This window comes from Methylobacterium sp. UNC300MFChir4.1, assembly GCF_900110155.1.
In the GTDB taxonomy this organism is placed as follows: Bacteria; Pseudomonadota; Alphaproteobacteria; order Rhizobiales; family Beijerinckiaceae; genus Methylobacterium.
The window spans coordinates 107,981-125,468 of the sequence record NZ_FOCS01000013.1; the positions used below are offsets into that span (position 1 = coordinate 107,981).

Annotated in this window: 14 protein-coding genes; 11 read left to right on the forward strand and 3 right to left on the reverse strand. The window is 73.1% G+C overall.

Features of this window, described 5'->3' with window-relative positions; genetic code table 11:
* Window positions 1–169 precede the first annotated feature (169 nt).
* Entirely contained in the window at window positions 170–649 is a 480-nt protein-coding gene (locus tag BMY19_RS18270; protein ID WP_091926984.1) for a CAP domain-containing protein, read from the forward strand.
* A gap of 377 nt (window positions 650–1,026) precedes the next feature.
* Window positions 1,027–2,802: a glucan ABC transporter ATP-binding protein/ permease gene (locus tag BMY19_RS18275; protein WP_091978991.1), complete on the forward strand. Its 1,776-nt coding sequence runs from the start codon at window positions 1,027–1,029 to the stop codon at window positions 2,800–2,802.
* Window positions 2,803–2,892: 90 nt separating this feature from the next.
* Here the strand turns inward: BMY19_RS18275 and BMY19_RS18280 are convergent, their stop codons facing one another.
* A complete protein-coding gene (locus tag BMY19_RS18280) occupies window positions 2,893–3,780 on the reverse strand; it encodes a YihY/virulence factor BrkB family protein (protein WP_100252507.1) in 888 nt (295 codons plus the stop codon).
* Window positions 3,781–4,009: 229 nt separating this feature from the next.
* Here BMY19_RS18280 and BMY19_RS18285 point away from each other — a divergent pair, with 229 nt between their 5' ends.
* From BMY19_RS18285 to BMY19_RS18305, 5 genes are all read left to right on the forward strand, one after another.
* Window positions 4,010–4,918: a DMT family transporter gene (locus BMY19_RS18285; RefSeq protein ID WP_100252508.1), complete on the forward strand. Its 909-nt coding sequence runs from the start codon at window positions 4,010–4,012 to the stop codon at window positions 4,916–4,918.
* A gap of 126 nt (window positions 4,919–5,044) precedes the next feature.
* Window positions 5,045–6,607 carry an FAD-dependent oxidoreductase gene (locus BMY19_RS18290; RefSeq protein ID WP_100252509.1) on the forward strand — a complete coding sequence of 521 codons (1,563 nt, stop codon included), beginning with the start codon at window positions 5,045–5,047 and terminating at the stop codon, window positions 6,605–6,607.
* Between the two features lie 116 nt (window positions 6,608–6,723).
* Window positions 6,724–6,930, forward strand: a complete 207-nt coding sequence (locus tag BMY19_RS18295) for a hypothetical protein (RefSeq protein WP_012321270.1) — start codon at window positions 6,724–6,726, stop codon at window positions 6,928–6,930.
* A gap of 232 nt (window positions 6,931–7,162) precedes the next feature.
* Window positions 7,163–8,845 carry an acyl-CoA dehydrogenase family protein gene (locus BMY19_RS18300; protein ID WP_100252510.1) on the forward strand — a complete coding sequence of 561 codons (1,683 nt, stop codon included), beginning with the start codon at window positions 7,163–7,165 and terminating at the stop codon, window positions 8,843–8,845.
* A 94-nt stretch (window positions 8,846–8,939) separates the two neighbouring features.
* Window positions 8,940–11,459, forward strand: a complete 2,520-nt coding sequence (locus tag BMY19_RS18305) for a putative bifunctional diguanylate cyclase/phosphodiesterase (protein WP_100252511.1) — start codon at window positions 8,940–8,942, stop codon at window positions 11,457–11,459.
* Window positions 11,460–11,480: 21 nt separating this feature from the next.
* Here the strand turns inward: BMY19_RS18305 and BMY19_RS30940 are convergent, their stop codons facing one another.
* Both BMY19_RS30940 and BMY19_RS18310 read right to left on the reverse strand, forming a co-directional pair.
* Window positions 11,481–11,657, reverse strand: a complete 177-nt coding sequence (locus tag BMY19_RS30940) for a hypothetical protein (protein WP_165923182.1) — start codon at window positions 11,655–11,657, stop codon at window positions 11,481–11,483.
* A gap of 211 nt (window positions 11,658–11,868) precedes the next feature.
* Window positions 11,869–13,134 (reverse strand): glycosyltransferase family 4 protein, encoded by a 1,266-nt coding sequence (locus BMY19_RS18310; RefSeq protein ID WP_100252512.1) that lies wholly within the window; start codon window positions 13,132–13,134, stop codon window positions 11,869–11,871.
* Window positions 13,135–13,258: 124 nt separating this feature from the next.
* Between BMY19_RS18310 and BMY19_RS18315 the strand changes: the two genes are divergently transcribed.
* From BMY19_RS18315 to BMY19_RS18330, 4 genes are all read left to right on the forward strand, one after another.
* Window positions 13,259–14,530, forward strand: coding sequence for a glycosyltransferase (locus BMY19_RS18315; RefSeq protein ID WP_100252513.1), 1,272 nt, complete (start codon window positions 13,259–13,261; stop codon window positions 14,528–14,530).
* A gap of 330 nt (window positions 14,531–14,860) precedes the next feature.
* A complete protein-coding gene (locus BMY19_RS18320) occupies window positions 14,861–15,217 on the forward strand; it encodes a phasin (protein ID WP_091681064.1) in 357 nt (118 codons plus the stop codon).
* Window positions 15,218–15,626: 409 nt separating this feature from the next.
* Window positions 15,627–16,073: a hypothetical protein gene (locus tag BMY19_RS18325; RefSeq protein WP_244534948.1), complete on the forward strand. Its 447-nt coding sequence runs from the start codon at window positions 15,627–15,629 to the stop codon at window positions 16,071–16,073.
* Window positions 16,074–16,209: 136 nt separating this feature from the next.
* The gene (locus BMY19_RS18330; RefSeq protein WP_100252515.1) at window positions 16,210–17,469 is read left to right on the forward strand and encodes an N-acetylmuramoyl-L-alanine amidase; all 1,260 of its coding nucleotides are present in this window, start codon (window positions 16,210–16,212) and stop codon (window positions 17,467–17,469) included.
* Window positions 17,470–17,488: the final 19 nt, after the last annotated feature.

A 17,488-nucleotide genomic window follows, 5' to 3' on the forward strand; every position in this document is an offset into this window, starting at 1 on the left:
CGGAGGGCCTTTGAGGAAGCCCTAACCGTCCGATGCGCGGCCGAGCGGCAGCCCCTATATGGCGGCTGGGCGGTGGGGCCGTCGCAGGGATGGGTGAAACGTGACGAGACGCGATCGGGACGGTCGACATGCGGGGCGCGGGCGCGCCCGGATCAGGACCGGAGCCCGGATGGTCGGTCCGGCCGCGCTGGCGGTGGCGCTTCTCGGCGGCTGCGCCGCCCAGCCGCCGAGCAGCGCCGGGCTGCCGAGCATCTACCTGCCGCTCGCCAGCAACAGCGCGCATATCGACGTCGAGGCGGCCCGCGACATGATCTCGTCCTACCGCCGCAACCGCGGCGCGCCGCCGCTGACGGTCGATCCCGAACTGCAGCGCCTCGCCGAGGCCGAGGCGGCCGCCATGGCGCTCGCCGACCGGCCGAGCCGGGCCCAGACCGTCAAGGCCGCCGTCGAGCGGCTCGGCTACGCGAGCGTCAACGCCAACCTCTCGGCGGGCTACCACACCCTGGCCGAGGCCTTCTCGGGCTGGCGCGAGAGCCCGCCCCACGACGCCACCATGCTGGCGCCCGGGGCGACCCGGATGGGGATCGCCACCGCCTACGCCCCGGGCTCGAAGTACAAGGTCTACTGGGCGCTCCTCACCGCGAAGTAGCGGCACCCCGCCGGTCGGCCGGCATGGAGGGGGCCTCGCCGGCGGGAGGCGAATCGGTCGTCCGGACAGCCGGACGCCGTCGATCATGAACGGCGCGAACGCCGCGTCGACGCCGCCGAGCCGTCGGGCACCGCCCGCGCGTCCCGGGCGCGGCGGGTCCGGGCTAAGCTTCGGGAAGCTTTGCTGAAGCAACCGTAAAGGCGACTGTTTCGAACCTGTATCGGCCCGTCATCGCCCGTTCAGGCAGGCGCTGGCATACCCGTTTCGTACGAGGGGTTTGACGCGAATCCGGCACGCATGCCGGCCGCGCGGACCTCTTCGGTGAAGGCGTGAGACCCGGGTCACACGGGCCGCGCCAGGGGTGGCGGAGCGGTACGATGGTTCGTCTGTACGGGCGGGTCCTGGGATTTCTGAAGGCGGAGCGGCGGCTGGCGATAGGCTTGGCCGTCACCAACGTGGTCCTGGCGATCGCGGCCTTCGCCGAGCCCCTGCTGATGGGCCGGATCATCGACCAGCTGACCCATCTCAAGCGCGGCGGCGACGCCATGGGCACGATGCTGCCCCTGCTCGCCGCCTGGGTGGCGTTCGGCTTCTTCACCATCGCGGCGGGCGTGTTCATCGCGCTCCACGCCGACCGGCTCGCGCACCGCAACCGCCTGTCGTCGATGGCGAGCTACTTCGAGCACGTCCTCGACCTGCCGCTCGCCTTCCACTCGGCCAACCATTCCGGCCGCGTCCTGAAGGCGATGCTGGAGGGCACGAACGGCATGGCGTGGCTGTGGCTCGGCTTCTTCCGCGATCACCTCGTCGCCCTGGTCTCGCTCGGCGTGCTCCTGCCGATGACCCTGTTCATCAACTGGCAGCTCGGCGCGATCCTGGTGGTGCTGGTGCTGGCCTTCACGGCGCTCACCACCTTCGTGATGCGCCGGACCGAGGCGCTCCAGGGCCAGGTGGAGGAATTCAACTCGGGGCTGGCCGCCCACGCCTCGGACGCCCTCGGCAACGTCGCGGTGATCCAGTCCTTCACCCGCGCCAAGGCCGAGAAGGAGGCGATGCGCGGCATCATCACCAACCTGCTCGCCGCGCAGATCCCGGTCCTGTCCTGGTGGGCGCTCGCCAACGTGGCGACCCGCGCCTCCGCGACCATCACCATGACGGCGATCTTCGTCACCGGCATCTGGCTCTACCAGGCCGGCACCACCACGGTGGGCGAGGTCGTGGCCTTCATGAGCCTCGCCACCGCCTTCGTGGCCCGGCTCGACCACGTGGTCGGCTTCGTCAACGGCCTGTTCCAGCAGGCGCCGAAGATCGCCGAGTTCTTCGAGATCTACGACACCGTCCCGGCGGTGGCCGACCGGCCGCACGCCCGGCAGGTCGCCCGCTTCGAGGGCGCGGTCACCTTCGAGGACGTCGCCTTCTCGTACGACGGAAGGCGCCCGGCGCTCGACGGCGTGTCGTTCACCGCCAAGCCCGGCGAGACGATCGCGCTGGTCGGCACCACCGGCTCGGGCAAGTCGACGACGCTCGGCCTGCTGCACCGCAGCTTCGACCCGGCCTCCGGCGCGATCCGCATCGACGGCATGGACATCCGCGACGTCGGCCTCGCCTCGCTGCGCCACAACATCGGCGTGGTGTTCCAGGAGCCGATGCTGTTCGCCCGCTCGATCCGCGAGAACCTGCAGGTCGGCTGCCCCGACGCCACCGACGCCGAGATGCTCGACGCGCTGGAGCGCGCCCAGGCCAGCGCCTTCATGGCGCGCCAGGCCGACGGGCTCGACACGGTGATCGGCGAGCGCGGCCGGTCGCTCTCGGGCGGCGAGCGCCAGCGGCTCTCGATCGCCCGGGCCCTCCTGAAGAACCCGCCGATCCTGATCCTCGACGAGGCGACCTCGGCGCTGGACGCCGCCACCGAGCGCAAGCTCCAGGGCGCCCTGGAGACCGTGATGGAGGGGCGGACCACCTTCGTCATCGCCCACCGCCTCGCGACGATCCGCGACGCCGACCGCATCCTGGTGTTCCACGAGGGCCGGATCGTCGAGGCCGGCACCTTCGACGACCTGGTCGCGCAGGACGGCAGGTTCGCCGAGCTCGCCCGGGCGCAGTTCATGGCGGCCCAGGCGGAGGAAGACGAGGGGCTGGCGCTGGCGGCGTGAGGCGCCGCCGGGCGCACCGCGTCGTCGGGTCCGGGCGCGAACCCCTCTCCCGCGCGGGAGACGGTGGGGTGCGACCGGGACGCTCCGGGATCAGGCGCCCGGTCCCGGGGCGCGCGTCCCGGACCTGCGGCCCTCCATCTCGGCCCGGCGCGCCAGCATCTTCGCCTGCAGGCGGGTGCGGCGGGCGGCGATCACCGTGCCGTTGATCTCGCCGCCGAACAGGAACATGGCGGCGAGCCAGTAGAGGAAGACCAGGAACACCATCGCGGTGGCCAGCCCCCCGTAGGTCGACGCGTAGGCGTTGGAGAACCGGTCCAGGTAGTAGCCGAAGCCGAGGCCGGCGAAGAACCACAGGAGCAGGGTCACCCCGATCCCCGGCAGCACCGACAGGATCGAGCGCCGCCCGGCCGCGACGAACTTGTGGGCGATGACCAGCACGACGGCGAGCAGGAGGGCCGTGACGGCGATCCGCCCGATCGCCACCGTGAGGCTCAAGGGCTCCAGGCCCGGCGCCACCAGGACGACGTTGCGCCAGATCAGCGGCCCCAGCACTACGAGCAGCGCGAAGGCCAGCATCGCGAAGGCGCCGCAGATCACGTAGCCGATCGATTCGAGGCGGGTCAGCCACCAGGGCCGGCTCTCGCGCAGGCCGTAGGCCCGGTTCAGCCCGACCCGCAGGCTCTCGACGCCCGAGGAGGAGAAGTACAGGGCGAACAGCGCGCCGAGCGTCAGCACGCCGCTGCGCTGCTCGGTGAGCACCCGGTGCACCTCGCCGACGATCGGCTTGGCGATCTCCCGCGGCCACGCGTCGAAGATCAGCACCCCGGCCTCGTCGGCCAGCGACTGGGTGCCGAACAGGCCGGCGAGCGCCGCCAGCAGGATCAGGAACGGGAACAGCGAGGTCAGGCTGGAGAGGGCGATGTGGCTCGCGATCGCCCAGCCGTCATGGGAGACGAAGCGCTGCGCGGCGACGCCCATGACCTGTAATCCGCTGCGGAGGGGTTTCACGGGTGTCCAACGATCCTCGATCGCGCGATCCTCGGGGCGGCCCTCTCCGGGAGAGGTCCGCCGATGAACGGCGCCGGCACCCGCGCGTCAACGCCGTCGGCCCGCTCCGGTCCCGATCGGCGGCCGGTGACGCGTCCGCGCCACGCCGGTGCCGGTCGCGCCCCACGGGTAAGATCACCGTTGCGCCGGGCGCGCCGGCATGCTCCGTCCGGCGGCCATGCCTACGCTCTCCCGCCCGTCGACGCTCGCGTCCGGCGCTCTCCCGGCGCTGTTCATCCCGATCTGGGCCACGGGCTTCATCTCGGCCCGGGCGGTCGTGCCGCACGTCGATCCGCTGGCCTTCACCGCAATCCGCTTCACGGCCGTCGCCCTGGTGCTGGCCCTGATCGCCGCGGCCGCCCGGGTGCGCTGGCCGGCGGACCGGGCGGGGTGGCGCGACCCGGTCGTCGCGGGCTTCCTGATGCAGGGCGTCTACCTGTCGGGCGTCTTCTGGGCGGTGAGCCACGGGCTGCCGGCCGGCATCGCGGCGCTCGTCGGCAGCCTCCAGCCGCTGCTCACCGCGCTCCTGGCGCAGCCGCTGCTGGGCGAGCGCGTCAGCGGCCGGCGGGCGCTCGGGATCCTCATGGGCTTCGTCGGCACCGGCCTCGTGCTCGCCCCGAAGCTCGGCGCCACGGACCCGTCCGGGATCCCGCCGGCGGCGCTGGCCGTCAGCCTCCTGGGGGTGCTGGCGCTGACCCTCGGCACGCTCTGGCAGAAGCGCACCGGCGGCCAGGTCGATCTCCTGGCCGGCGCGACCCTCCAGTTCGTCGGCGGCATGGCCTGCGCCATCCCGCTGGCGCTCGCCTTCGGCGGCGGCGCGTTCGATCCGGCGCCCGCCCTGTGGCTCGGCCTCGGCTGGGCGGTCCTGGTCAACTCGGTCGCCGGGATCCTGCTGCTGCTGGTGCTGATCCGGCGGGGCGCGGTGGCGGGCGTCGCCGCCCTGTTCTTCCTCGTGCCGCCGGTCGCGGCCGTCCTCGGCTACCTGCTGTTCGGCGAGGTGCTGACCCCCGTGCAGGGCGCCGGCATGGCGCTCGCCGCCCTCGGCGTGGCGGTGGCGAGCCGCGGGTGAGATGGCCGCGGGCGGTCGCCGCCGAGGCCGCGACCCCTGCGACGGAAGGCGCGGAAACCCTTCGCGCCCTCGCGGTTTGGTGCGCGCGGGCCGGATCGGCCCGGGCCGGCAGCGCGCGAGGCGAGGATGAACCAGGACAAGCCCCGCGAGATCCGCCTCGCCCTCGACGCGATCCCTCTCGGTGGCAAGGCCGAGGGCAAGGGCGAGGGGGCCGCGGGCGACGACGCGGTGCTGTTCGTGCGCGACGCCGACGGGGTGCGCGCCTTCCAAGCGAAGTGCCCGCATCTCGGCGCGCCGCTGGCCAAGGGCGAGATCTGCGGCGGCCGACTCTACTGTCCCTGGCACAAGGCGGCCTTCGCGGTCGCCGACGGCGGCCTGGAGGAGCCGCCGGCGCTGGAGGCGCTGACCCGCTATCCCGTCCGGATCGAGGGCGGCGAGGCGGTGGCGACGCTGACCCCCGAGCCGGTCCCGGCGCGGCGGGCCGAGGCCCCGGTCGGGACGGTCCTGATCGTCGGCACCGGTGCGGCCGCCGCCGCCTGCGTCACCACGCTCCGGCGCGAGGGCTTCGCGGGGGCGATCACCCTGGTCGGCCGCGAGGGCCACCCGCCCTACGACCGGACCAAGCTGTCCAAGCAGTTCCTGGCCAAGCCCACCCCGGCCGAGAAGACCCTGCTGGAGCCGGATTTCGCCGCCGCCCACCGGGTCGAGCGGGTCGAGGCCGAGGCGACCCGGATCGATCCGGCCGGCCGCAGCGTCGCGCTGGCGGACGGGCGCACACTCACCGGCGACGCGCTGCTGATCGCCACCGGCAGCCGCGCGGTGGTGCCGGACTTCGAGGGAAGGGATCTCGACGGCGTCATGACCCTGCGCAGCCTCGACGACGCGGTGCGCCTCAGCGCCGCGGCGGAACGGGCGACGCGCGTGGTGGTGATCGGCGCAGGCTTCATCGGCCTGGAGGCCGCGGCCTTCCTGACCAAGCGCGGCCTGTCGGTGACGGTCCTGTCCCGGGAGGAGGTCCCCTTCGCCAAGCGCTTCGGCGAGGCCGTGGGCGCGGCGCTGAAGCGCTACCACGCCGGCAACGGCGTGACCTTCGTGACCGGCACGGTCGCGCGGATCGCCGGCACCGGCTCCGTCGAGGCCGTCGAGACCGAGGACGGCGCGCGGCTTCCGGCCGACCTCGTGCTGATCGGCGCCGGCGCCGCGCCGGAGACCGGGATCGTCGCCGGGGTGGAGCCGGACGAGTCCGGCGGCCTCCCGGTCGGCGCCGACCTGAAGCTCGCCGACCACGTCTGGGTCGCGGGCGACATCGCGGCCTTCCCGGAGCGCGGCAGCGGCGTCACGGCGCGGATCGAGCACTGGCGGCTGGCGCAGCAGCACGGCACGCACGTCGCCCGGGCGATGCTCGGCGCCACCGGCGCCTTCGCGGGGGCGCCGTTCTTCTGGAGCAACCAGGGCGACAAGCGCCTGGATTACGGCGGCTACGCGCCGGATTTCGAGCGGATCATCCTGCAGGGCGACCCGGCGGCGCTCGACTTCATCGCCTACTACGTCCGCGACAACCGCGCGGTGGCCGCCTGCAGCATCGGCCGCAACCCCGCCTTCACGGCGTTCCTCCACCTGCTGGGCGAGGGCCGCGTGCCCGCCCCCGACCGGATCGAGGCCGGCGCGGATCTCGCCGGGCTGGTGTGACGGCGCGACATCGGCGCCACGTCGGGGCGGCCGGACCGAGGGAACAAGGTCGGGCGGTCCATCTTTCGGTAGACGCCGCCCGCCGTCTCGTGAGCCGGGCCCGCACGGGAGGCCCCATGAACCAGATCATCGTCGTCGCCCTCATCTGCGCCGCCTCCGTCCAGGCCCCGGACTGCTCGCGCGAGACCGCTATCGACGTGGTGACGGGCCCGGCCCACACGCTCCAGGAATGCCTCGTCCAGGGTCCGGTCCTGGCGGCCAATGCCGGCTTCAAGGGCGAGGACGGGTCCTACCTGAAGACCCGGTGCGAGCAGAGGCGCTGAGCCGGGGCCTTCCGGCGAGCAGGTTTCGGTAGGCTGAAGGCACGATCATCAGTGTCCGAAGCGTCGCGCGTCGCCGCGCCGGTCAGGCCTTGACTTCGCAGGGCTGCGCGCCGGCCCGCCAGCCCCGGTATTCAACTTCAGTTCAAGGCGGGACAAACGAAATCTGCTTCGGCTCTGGACCGCGGCAGGTTAAAAGACCCGATCCAAGAAGACGCCACGCGAGCAGAGAACCATGTCCGCATCCCCCGCCATCCAGACCGAGCCGCAGGATCTCGTGGCCCTCACCAAGGCCGCCGGTGAGAGCGCGAAGGCGCTGGCCGCCGAGGCCACGCGCCGGGTCCGCACGCGGATCCTCGGGACGGACGGGCGGATCGACGCGGCCAAGCTCGAGGGCCAGCAGCACGCCGCCCACGGGCTCGCGTGGCTCGCGACCTACGCGGAGGCGGTGAACGAGCTCGGCGGCTACGCCGAGCGCCTGCAAGGGGAGGGCCGGTTCGGCGAGACCGAGGCGCTCCTCGTCCGGATCGGCGCCGGCGAGTATCTCGACCAGCTGTTCTCCGGCATCCCGATGAGCCAGGGCGAGATGGTCCGCGTCACCGGGTCGCTCGGCCTCTCCGCCAAGGAGGTGGCCCCGTACCGCACGGACGCGGTCGAGACTTTGATCGCCGAGGGCAACACCCCCGAGAACCGCGCCGCCCTGGTGGCGCTGATGCGCGACGGCGGCGGCTCGGCGACCGTCGGCGCCTCGGGCCTCGACGAGGACATGGAGGCGATCCGCTCCGAGATGCGCCGCTTCGGCAAGGCTGAGGTGGTCGATCAGGCGCACGAGTGGCACCTGAAGAACGCCTACATCCCGATGGAGATCGTGCAGAAGATGGCCGAACTCGGCGTCTTTGGCCTGACGATCCCCGAGGAGTACGGCGGCATGGGCCTGCCGAAGACCGCCATGTGCGTGGTCTCGGAGGAGCTGTCCCGCGCCTATATCGGCGTCGGCTCGCTGGGCACCCGCTCGGAGATCGCCGCGGAGCTGATCCTGTGCGGCGGCACCGAGGAGCAGAAGCAGCGCTTCCTGCCGAAGATCGCCTCCGGCGACATCCTGCCCACCGCTGTCTTCACCGAGCCGAACACCGGTTCCGACCTCGCGAGCCTGCGCACCCGCGCGGTGAAGGAGGGCGACGTCTGGAAGATCACCGGCAACAAGACCTGGATCACCCACCCGGTCCGCGCCGACATCATGACGGTGCTGGTGCGCACCAAGCCCGAGGAGAAGGGCCACAAGGGCCTCTCCATGCTGATCGCCGAGAAGCCACGCGGCACGGATGAGGATCCCTTCCCGGTCCAGGGCCTGTCGGGCGGCGAGATCGAGGTGCTCGGCTACCGCGGCATGAAGGAGTACGAGCTCGCCTTCGAGGGCTTCGAGGTGCCGGGCGGCAACCTGCTCGGCGAGGTCGAGGGCAAGGGCTTCGCCCAGCTGATGCAGACCTTCGAGTCGGCCCGCATCCAGACCGCGGCCCGCGCCATCGGCGTCGCCCAGTCGGCCCTCGACGTCGGCCTGCGCTACGCCGAGGAGCGGGTCCAGTTCGGTAAGGCGCTGGTGAACTTCCCGCGGGTGGCCGACAAGCTCGCCATGATGGCGGTGGAGATCAACATCGCCCGCCAGCTCACCTACTTCTCGGCCCGCGAGAAAGACGAGGGCAAGCGCTGCGACCTGGAGGCCGGGATGGCGAAGCTGCTCGGCGCCCGCGTCGCCTGGGCGGCGGCCGACAACGCCCTCCAGATCCACGGCGGCAACGGCTTCGCGCTCGAGTACCCGGTGAGCCGGATCCTGTGCGACGCGCGCATCCTCTCGATCTTCGAGGGCGCTGCGGAGATCCAGGCGCAGGTGATCGCCCGCCGGCTGCTCGAGTCTGCCTGAAATCCTGGCTAGAGCTGGGGAATAGTACGTATCATGGGATTATAAGTCGGCATATGAACCCGGCTTAAACGAAGTCCCTGCTTCCTGGCACCCGGTGAACAACTGGGGCGGCTCGGTGAGCGCGCAGCACGACGACGGACAGACGGGCAAGAACCTCCTCCGGCACTGGCAGGATTGCCGGACGCCGGGGGCGCCGATCCCGTCCTACGAGGCCGTCGTGCTCGGGAGTCTTGGCCGCCTCGCCGACCGGGCCGCCCTGGTGACGACCCGCGACGGGCGGGCCGCCCGGATCCTCTGGGCGGGCCAGGTCTTCGGCGCCTGGCTCGCGCAGGGTGCCGAAGGCGCGGAGGGAGCGTTGTCCGGGATCGTCCCGGCCGAGATCATCCCGACGGAGACCCTCCCAGTCGACGCGCTCCCGATCGAGCTGCGCGAGCCCGTCGACGAGATGGTCGCGGCCGCCCTCACGTCCGGCCAGCCCGCCTACGCCCGGTGCGATCGCCTCGCCGTTGGGGTGGTGACGTCGACCCGCCTCGTCGGCGTGCCCCTGGGCAACCGCTGGGGCGAGCCGTTCGTGCTGGTCGGGTTCGACGGGGCGAGCGTCCGGACCGAGCTGGTCCAGGCGATGTTCACCGCCACCGACCAGGGCATCCTGGCCCTCAGCACGGTCCGGGACGCGGCCGGCCGGCCGGTCGATTTCAAGATCGTCGCCCTCAACCGCGGGGCCGAGCGCCTGCTGGAGCGCCCCGCCGCCGCCCTGCAGTGGCAGCGCGTGGGCCAGCTCTTCCCGGGGGCCGTCACCGCGCGGACGATCGCGACGCTCGCCGCCATGGTCGAGCGGGGCGGGCGCGCGGCCTTCGAGCTGAGCCGTCCCCGCTCCGACGGCGGCACGCTCTACCTCAAGGTCGAGGCGGGCTGCGTCGGCGATCTCGTCTCGGTCACGATGACGGATGTCGGCGACATCAAGGCCCGAGAGGCCTCGTTCCGGCTCCTGTTCGAGAACAACCCGGTGCCGATGTGGGTCGTGGCCGACGCGCGCGACCGGTTCCTGGCGGTCAACGACGCGGCCATCGCCCATTACGGCTACAGCCGCGAGCAGTTCCTGGAGCGGGCGCCGGCCGATCTCGCCATGGCCGCCGACGCGGCGCCGGCACCCGGCCTGCCGCCCACCGGCACCCTCCACCGCCGCGCCGACGGCTCCGCGATCGAGGTGTCCCTGTTCCAGCGGGCGATGCCGTTCGAGGGGCGGCAGGCGGTGCTCGAGGCCGCCATCGACATGACCGAGCGGCGCCGGGCCGAGGCCCGCATAGCCCACATGGCCCACCACGACCCGCTCACCGGTCTGCCGAACCGCGTGCTGTTCCGGGACCGCCTCGCCGAGGCGATCGCCCGCCACGCCCGGGACGGCGAGGCGGCGGTGCTGCTCTGCCTCGACCTCGACAAGTTCAAGATCGTGAACGACACGCTGGGCCACCCGGTCGGCGACACGCTGCTGCGCGAGGCGGCCGAGCGGATCGCCGGCTGCCTGCGCGAGGACGACCTCGTGGCCCGGCTCGGCGGCGACGAGTTCGCCATCCTGGTGCGCGGGCCGGACCTCCCGGCGCTGGCCGACGGGCTGATCGCGCGGGTGATCGCCGAACTCGGTCGCCCCTTCCGGCTGGACGGCCAGGATTGCCACATCGGCACCAGCATCGGTGTCGCCTGCCTGCCCCGGGACGGCACCGATCCCGAGACGCTGATGAAGAACGCCGACCTCGCCCTCTACCGGGCGAAGGCCGAGGGCGGCGGCACCTTCCGGTGCTTCGAGCCGGAGATGGATGCCTGGGTGCAGGCGCGGCGGCGGCGCGAGAACGAGCTGCGCGAGGCTTTCGCCCGCGGCCAGTTCTCGCTGGTCTACCAGCCGCTGATGGATGCCCGCGCCGGTCGGATTCTCGCCTTCGAGGCGCTGCTGCGCTGGCACCACCCGGAGCACGGCCCGGTCTCTCCGGCCGAGTTCGTGCCGCTCGCCGAGGAGACCGGCCTGATCGTGCCGATCGGCGCCTGGGTGATGCAGACCGCCTTCGCCGAGGCGGCGACCTGGCCGGAGGCGATCCGGCTCGCCGTGAACCTCTCCCCGATCCAGTTCCGCAACCGCGACCTGGTCGAGACCGTGCGCGGGGCGCTCGACGCCGCGGGGCTCGACCCGCGGCGCCTCGAGCTGGAGATCACCGAATCGGTCCTGCTCGCCGACAGCGCCGCCAACCTCGCGACGCTGCACGCGCTGCGGGCCATGGGCATCCGGATCGCGATGGACGATTTCGGCACCGGCTATTCCAGCCTCGGCTACCTGCGCAGCTTCCCGTTCGACAAGATCAAGCTCGACCGCTCCTTCGTGAGCCAGGTCGGCGAGAACACCCACTGCACGGCGATCGTGCGCGCGGTGGCGAGCCTGGGCACCAGCCTCGGCATCGCCACCACGGCCGAGGGCGTCGAGACCGCCGAGCAGCTCGCGATGCTCCGCGCCGAGGGCTACGACGAGGTGCAGGGCTTCCTGTTCAGCCGCGCGGTCCCGGGCCCCGAGGCCCGCCGCCTGATCGAGCGCGCGCGGGAGGCGGTCCCGGACGACCGGGCGGCCTGATCCGCCCGGCCCGCGCGGGACCTACTTGGTGACCTTCACCGAGACCGGGTCGCTCGACGGGAAGGTTTCCTCCAGGGCGTCGTCCAGGCGCTCGTTCAGCTTCTCCTGCTTGTTGTCGGGGTTCTTGGCGTCGCCCGGCTTGGCGCTGCCCTGCTGGAAGCCCGGCTTGGTCTCGTTCGGCTTGTGGGTCTCGGCCATGTCGCTCGCTCGTCCGTGACGGAGGCACGCAAGGGTGCCGGTGGGCATCAACGCGAGGGAGGGCGGGTGTTTCCGATCCTTCGGGCCTGATCGGTGCGCCCCGTCATCGCGCGCGCAGCGGAGCGACGCAGAACCGCGCCGCGTGCCGAGGCGACCCGCTGCCCTGGATTGCTCCGCCGCGCTCGCGAGGACGTGCGCACCGGAATCGTCCTCAGGCGGTCGCGAACGGCCGCCCGAGCGGGCCGCGGGCCGGCACGCGGGCCGCGGCCTCGCGCAGGACCGTCCCGTAGACGGCCTCGAGACGGTCGAGATGGGTGTCCAGGGTCAGGGGCGCGGCCCAGTAGCGCTCGTGCGCTGCCCGGCCCATCCGGGCGGCGAGGCCGTCGTCGGTCAGGCGGCGCAGGTGCGCGGCGAGGTCGTCCGGGTCGCCCGAGCGGAACCAGAATCCGGTCTCGCCGTCGGCCACGGCCTCGCGGCCCGCGCAGGCGTCGCTCACGATCACCGGCGCGCCGCAGGCCAGCGCCTCGTAGACGGTGAGCGGCTGGCCCTCGTACCAGACGCTCGGGAAGACCAGCGCCCGGGCCCGCCGCATCAGCGCCTGCACGGCCGCGGCGTCGCGCCAGCCGAGCATCACCGCCTCGGGATAGCGCGCGGCGAGGTCGGCCCGCTCGGGGCCGTCGCCCACGAAGGCCGCCCGCACGCCCGCCCGGCGGGCCGCCTCGGCGAAGATCGGCGCGCCCTTCTCGGTGGAGATCCGCCCGACGAACAGGAAGTCGCCCGGCGGCCCGTCGTGGACCGGCGCCGGCCCCACCGCGATGGGGTTGTCGACCCGGTGGAAGGCGGTGCCGCGGGGCAGGAGCGGCCGCACGACGCTCTCCTGCAGGTCGCTGATCGTGATGACGTGGGCGAACAGCTCCGGCAGCCGGGCCACGTGGGCGAGGCCGGCGTGGCGGACCATCCGGGCCACCTTGCGCGGGTAGCTGCGCGCGTCGCAGTTCGCCACGATGCAGGCGGGCGACATCGGGGTGCGGTGGCAGATCCGCTGCGCCGGGTAGGCGTAGAAGCCGCCGGTCGGGCAGACGAGGAAGAACTCGTGCATCGTGTAGAGGCAGGGCAGGCCGGACGCCCGGAGCGCGGTGCCGATCGACGGCGACAGCGCCTTGGCGAAAGCGTGGACGTGGACCAGCGTGTCGCGGGGATCGCAGGCGGCGAGTTCCGCCGCCAGGGCGCGGCAGGCCGGCCCGTTCCAGATCGCCTGGGCCGCGAAGGCGAGCTTGCTGCGCGCCGTGGTGACGTCGTCCTGGTCCAGGCAGACCACCCGGACGCCGGCCGGCTCGAGCCGCGGGTCCACCGGGCCGACCGCGGCGAACAGGCTGACGCGGACCCCCCGAGCGGCGAGCCCCAGGGCGGATTCGATGGCGACCTTGGCCTGGCCGCCGTTGATCGCGGCGTGGTCTGCGACGAGGACGACGTGCACGTCAGGACTTCCGCCGCTGCGATCCGGGACCGACAGCTGTATCCGGCCGCGGTTGATCGCCCGTAAACCGGTCTGCCCCATCCTCCCGGCGCGCGAGAGCGATCGATCCCCGGGAGGGTTCACCGTGCACGTCGTGATCCTGGCCGAGTTCGCGGCCGCCAGCGGCGGCGCCGAGAAGGTCGCGCTCGAATCGGCCCGCGGGCTCGCCGAGGCCGGCCTCGGCGTCACCTACATCCAGGCGATCCCGGGTCCCGTCGACCCGCTCCTCGACCATGCCGGCATCCGCCGGATCGACCTCGGCCTGCCCGACATCTGGTCGCTCGGCGCCGCGCGGGCCGCGGCCGCCGGGATCTGGCACGCGGCCGCCGCCCGCCGGCTCGCCGCCGCCCTCGCCGGCCTCGCGGCGCCGCCGGACTGCATCCACCTGCACCAGTGGACCCGGACCCTGTCGCCGGCGATCGTCCCGGTCCTGTCGGAGACCGGGGTGCCGCTGGTCGTCACGCTGCACGACTACGCCCTGGCCTGCCCGAACGGCGTCTACTACCGTTTCGACCGGGCCGAGCCCTGCGGGCTCACGCCCCTGTCGGCCGCCTGCCTGGCGGCGCGTTGCGACCCGCGCAGCCGGGTGCACAAGGCCGTGCGCGTCGCCCGCGCCGCGGCGCTGCGGCAGGTCGTCGGCCGGGCGAGCCGGCGCCGCCCGCTCCACGTCGTCCATGTCTGCGACGCCAGCCGCCAGCGGCTCGGCGCCCTCCTCGGCGGCTACGCCCTGACGCATCACCGGATCGACAACCCCGTCCGGCTCCCGGAGGGGCCGGCGGCCGAGCCCGCCCGCGGCGACGCCGTCGCCTATGTGGGGCGCCTCACCCGGGAGAAGGGCGCCGACCTCGTGGCCGACGCCGCCCGTGCCGCCGGGCTCCCGGCCCTGTTCATCGGCGCCGGGCCCCTGGAGGCGGAGCTGCGTGCCCGGGACGGCGTCGAGGTGATCGGCTGGCAGCGGCCCGAGGCGGTCTGGGCGACGCTCCGCGCCCGCGCCCGGGCGCTCGCCGCGCCCTCCCGCTGGTACGAGACCGGGCCGCTCACGGTCTACGAGGCGCTGGCGGCCGGCATTCCGGTCGTGGCTTCCGACCGCTCCGGCGCCGCTGAGAAGGTCCGGCACGGCCGGACCGGCTTCGTGGTCGCGCCGGAGATCGCGCCCCTTGCCGAGGCGTTCGCGGCGCTCCGGGACGACGCCCTGGCGGCCGCCCTCGGGGCCGAGGCGCGCCGCCTCTTCCGGGTGGCCCCGATGGGTCTGGCGGCGCACACGGCGGCGCTCCGCGCGCTCTACGCCGGCCTGGCCGAATCGGCGGCCGGTGCGATGCAGCATCCCCCCGCGCTCGCCCTGGAGCAACGGTCCTGACTCCTCCGATGCGCTTGGTATACCAGAAGAATTCACGATCCGTTCGCGCCCCTCTGGACAGGGAGATAGTTTTTTGCCAATCGGTTTTCCGCCGGGATCAGCAATCTTAGCCGATTGAGTCAATGGTGTAGCTTGCTCGCAACCTGCTATCGGGCCGTGGCACCGTGTCGATGACTTCGTGACATCATCGGATCGGAACTTTATCGGGCCTCCAGATCCGTGAGTGCGCCCCGAACCTGCACTTGACTTCTTGTTGCGGTGCAACATATAGAGGGGCGTCAACGCGGACGCATGCGGCGTCCCGCTCCAAGGATGATGCTGGAGACATCGATGCAGACCCCGAACTTCGAGATCCCGACCGAGATGCGCGACTTCGCCGACAAGAGCGTCGACCAGGCCCGGACCGCCGTCGGCACCATGATGGCGAACGCCGTGAAGGCCGCCGAGCAGGTCCAGGCCTCGGGCCAGACCTTCCAGTCGACCCTCAGCGCCGCGGTCGCGAAGGGGTTCGATCACGCGCAGGCCAACGCCAACGCGACCTTCGACTTCGCCCAGAAGCTGGTGCGCACGAAGGATCTCCGCGAGGTGTTCGAGCTCCAGTCCGAGTTCGTCCGCAGCCAGTTCGCCGCGCTCCAGGCCCAGGCCAAGGATTACGGCACCCTGGCGCAGAACGCCGCCGCCCGCTGAGGCCGGCCGCCCCGGTCCGCGATCGGGGCACGAAGACCGGGATCCGGCAGGGCCGTCCAGGCCCGCCGGATCCCCCGCTCTGACGCCCGGGCGTCACGGGCCCGGCGCCGACACCGCCGGCGAGCCGGCCGCGCACGACCTCCGGCCGCCGCTCCGTCGAGACGGGCCGACGCCGACAGGAGGAGATCGCGCGATGGGAAAACCGCGTCGACCGAGGAGCCGTCCCGCCGGGACGCCCCAGCCGTTGCAGGACGCGTCGGCCCCCCCCGAGATCCAGGCCGCAGCCGCCCCGATCGCGGCGGATGAACCCGCTCAAGCGCCCGCAACAGCGCCCGCTCCGGAGCCTGACCAATCGCCTGACCACTCCGCCGAGGCCGTCCGGACCGGCGCCGAGACGGTGGACGCCGTCATGACCGCCGCGGCACCCGGTGGGGCGTCCGAAGCCGCGGCCGAGACCGCGCCCGACAGCGCGGTGGACGTCCCGTCCGACCAGGGGGCCACAGCCGCCGCGACGACGTCCGAAGCCGAGTTCGAAGCCGAATCCGGAGACGAGGCGGTGATCGACATCGCCCCCCCGCCGGTGCCGGGCGCGGGTCCGAGACGCGCCGCGGCCGCGAACCGAATCAGCTTCACCCCCGACCGCCTCGACGTCGTCGAGATCGGCTCGATCATCGCCCGCTACGTGCGCGGCGAGGGCGAGGCGGCCGTCGCGCACCTGCGGGCGCTCTCGGGCGCCCGCTCGCCGGCCGACGTCATCCGCCTGCAGGTCGGCGAGGTCCAGCGGGCCGCCGACGCGTCCCTGACCTGCTGGGTCACGGTGCTCGGGCAGGCGAGCCGGGTCGTCGCGTACCGCTGAGGCGCGGCGCGCGGGCGGCCGGGACTTGTCGCATCCCGGCCACAAGGCCGGCCCGATCGAACCCGCGACGGCAACGGCCCGTTAACCAAGCCGGTCCCATGCCTTAACGGAGGGCACGGGAGACGACACCGGACCGATGCCGAACTGCGCGCGCCTGATCCGTTCCGCATGGCTCCGCCTCGCCGTCGCGCTGCTGCCGGCGCTGGCGGGGGCGCCGGCTGCCGCGCAGAACGGCGAGAAGCCGGCCGTCGCCATCGGGGCCGACCTCGCGAGCCAGGCCGGCACCACGCGCCTCACCCTGACGCTGTCCCGGGCCGTCGAGGCCCGCGGCTTCGTGATGGAGCGGCCCGACCGGGCGGTGATCGACCTGCCCGAGGTCAACTTCCAGCTCGATTCCGGGACCGGCAGCCGCCGCGACGGCCTCGTGCAGAGCTTCCGCTACGGCCTGTTCGCGCCCGGGCGGTCCCGCATCGTGATCGACCTCACCGCGCCCGCCATCGTCGGGAAGATCGAGACCGCGACGCGGCCGCGCGACGGCGCGGTGCTGCTCACGATCCCGCTGCAGCGCGCCGACCGCGACGCGTTCCGCAAGGCCGCCGCCACCGCCGATCCCGCCCCCGCCCAGGCCCGCGCCGCTGCGCCGGAGCCCGCCGACCAGCGGCCGCTGATCATGGTCGATGCCGGCCACGGCGGCACCGATCCCGGCGCCATCGCGGTGGGCGGCGTGTTCGAGAAGGACATCGTGTTCGGCTTCGCCCAGGCCCTCGTGGCGAAGCTGGAGGCGGGCGGCCGCTACCGGGTCCGGATGACCCGCGACCGCGACGTTTTCGTGCCGCTGGCCGAGCGGGTGCGCCTCGCCCGCGACGCCAGGGCCGACCTGTTCGTGTCGATCCACGCGGACTCGATCTCGGCGGCGCCCCAGGTGAGCGGCGCCACGATCTACACCAATTCCGAGAAGGCCACGGACGCCGAATCCGCCAAGCTCGCCGAGCGCGAGAACCGGGCGGATTCCGCCGCGGGCGTCGACGCCGCCGAGGCGCCGCCGGACATCGCCGACATCCTGCAGGAGCTGACCCTGCGCGAGACGCGGGGCTTCTCGTCGGGCTTCGCCCGCACGCTGATGGGCCAGCTCGCCCCCGTGATGAAGATGAGCGCCAAGCCCCACCGCGAGGCGCGCTTCGTGGTGCTGCGCTCCCCCGACGTGCCGAGCGTGCTCGTGGAACTCGGCTATCTCTCCAGCAAGCGCGACCTGGAGATGCTGCAATCGCCGGAGTGGCGGGCCGACGTCACCGGCTCCATGGCCAAGGCGATCGACCAGTTCTTCACCAACCGCGCCACGCTCGGCCGGCCGGCCCCGACGCGCCGCGCGGCGGCCGCCGCCCCAGTTTCACCATAGATAGAGTGTCGATACGGGA

Excerpts from the sequence above, each read along its gene's own strand:
- BMY19_RS18300 (WP_100252510.1), top strand. The coding sequence starts at position 7,163 with ATGTCCGCATCCCCCGCCATCCAGACCGAGCCGCAGGATCTCGTGGCC.
- BMY19_RS18290 (WP_100252509.1), top strand. The coding sequence starts at position 5,045 with ATGAACCAGGACAAGCCCCGCGAGATCCGCCTCGCCCTCGACGCGATC.
- BMY19_RS18285 (WP_100252508.1), top strand. The coding sequence starts at position 4,010 with ATGCTCCGTCCGGCGGCCATGCCTACGCTCTCCCGCCCGTCGACGCTC.
- BMY19_RS18320 (WP_091681064.1), top strand. The coding sequence starts at position 14,861 with ATGCAGACCCCGAACTTCGAGATCCCGACCGAGATGCGCGACTTCGCC.
- BMY19_RS18295 (WP_012321270.1), top strand. The coding sequence starts at position 6,724 with ATGAACCAGATCATCGTCGTCGCCCTCATCTGCGCCGCCTCCGTCCAG.
- BMY19_RS18325 (WP_244534948.1), top strand. The coding sequence starts at position 15,627 with ATGACCGCCGCGGCACCCGGTGGGGCGTCCGAAGCCGCGGCCGAGACC.
- BMY19_RS18330 (WP_100252515.1), top strand. The coding sequence starts at position 16,210 with ATGCCGAACTGCGCGCGCCTGATCCGTTCCGCATGGCTCCGCCTCGCC.
- BMY19_RS30940 (WP_165923182.1), bottom strand. The coding sequence starts at position 11,657 with ATGGCCGAGACCCACAAGCCGAACGAGACCAAGCCGGGCTTCCAGCAG.
- BMY19_RS18270 (WP_091926984.1), top strand. The coding sequence starts at position 170 with ATGGTCGGTCCGGCCGCGCTGGCGGTGGCGCTTCTCGGCGGCTGCGCC.
- BMY19_RS18275 (WP_091978991.1), top strand. The coding sequence starts at position 1,027 with ATGGTTCGTCTGTACGGGCGGGTCCTGGGATTTCTGAAGGCGGAGCGG.
- BMY19_RS18280 (WP_100252507.1), bottom strand. The coding sequence starts at position 3,780 with ATGGGCGTCGCCGCGCAGCGCTTCGTCTCCCATGACGGCTGGGCGATC.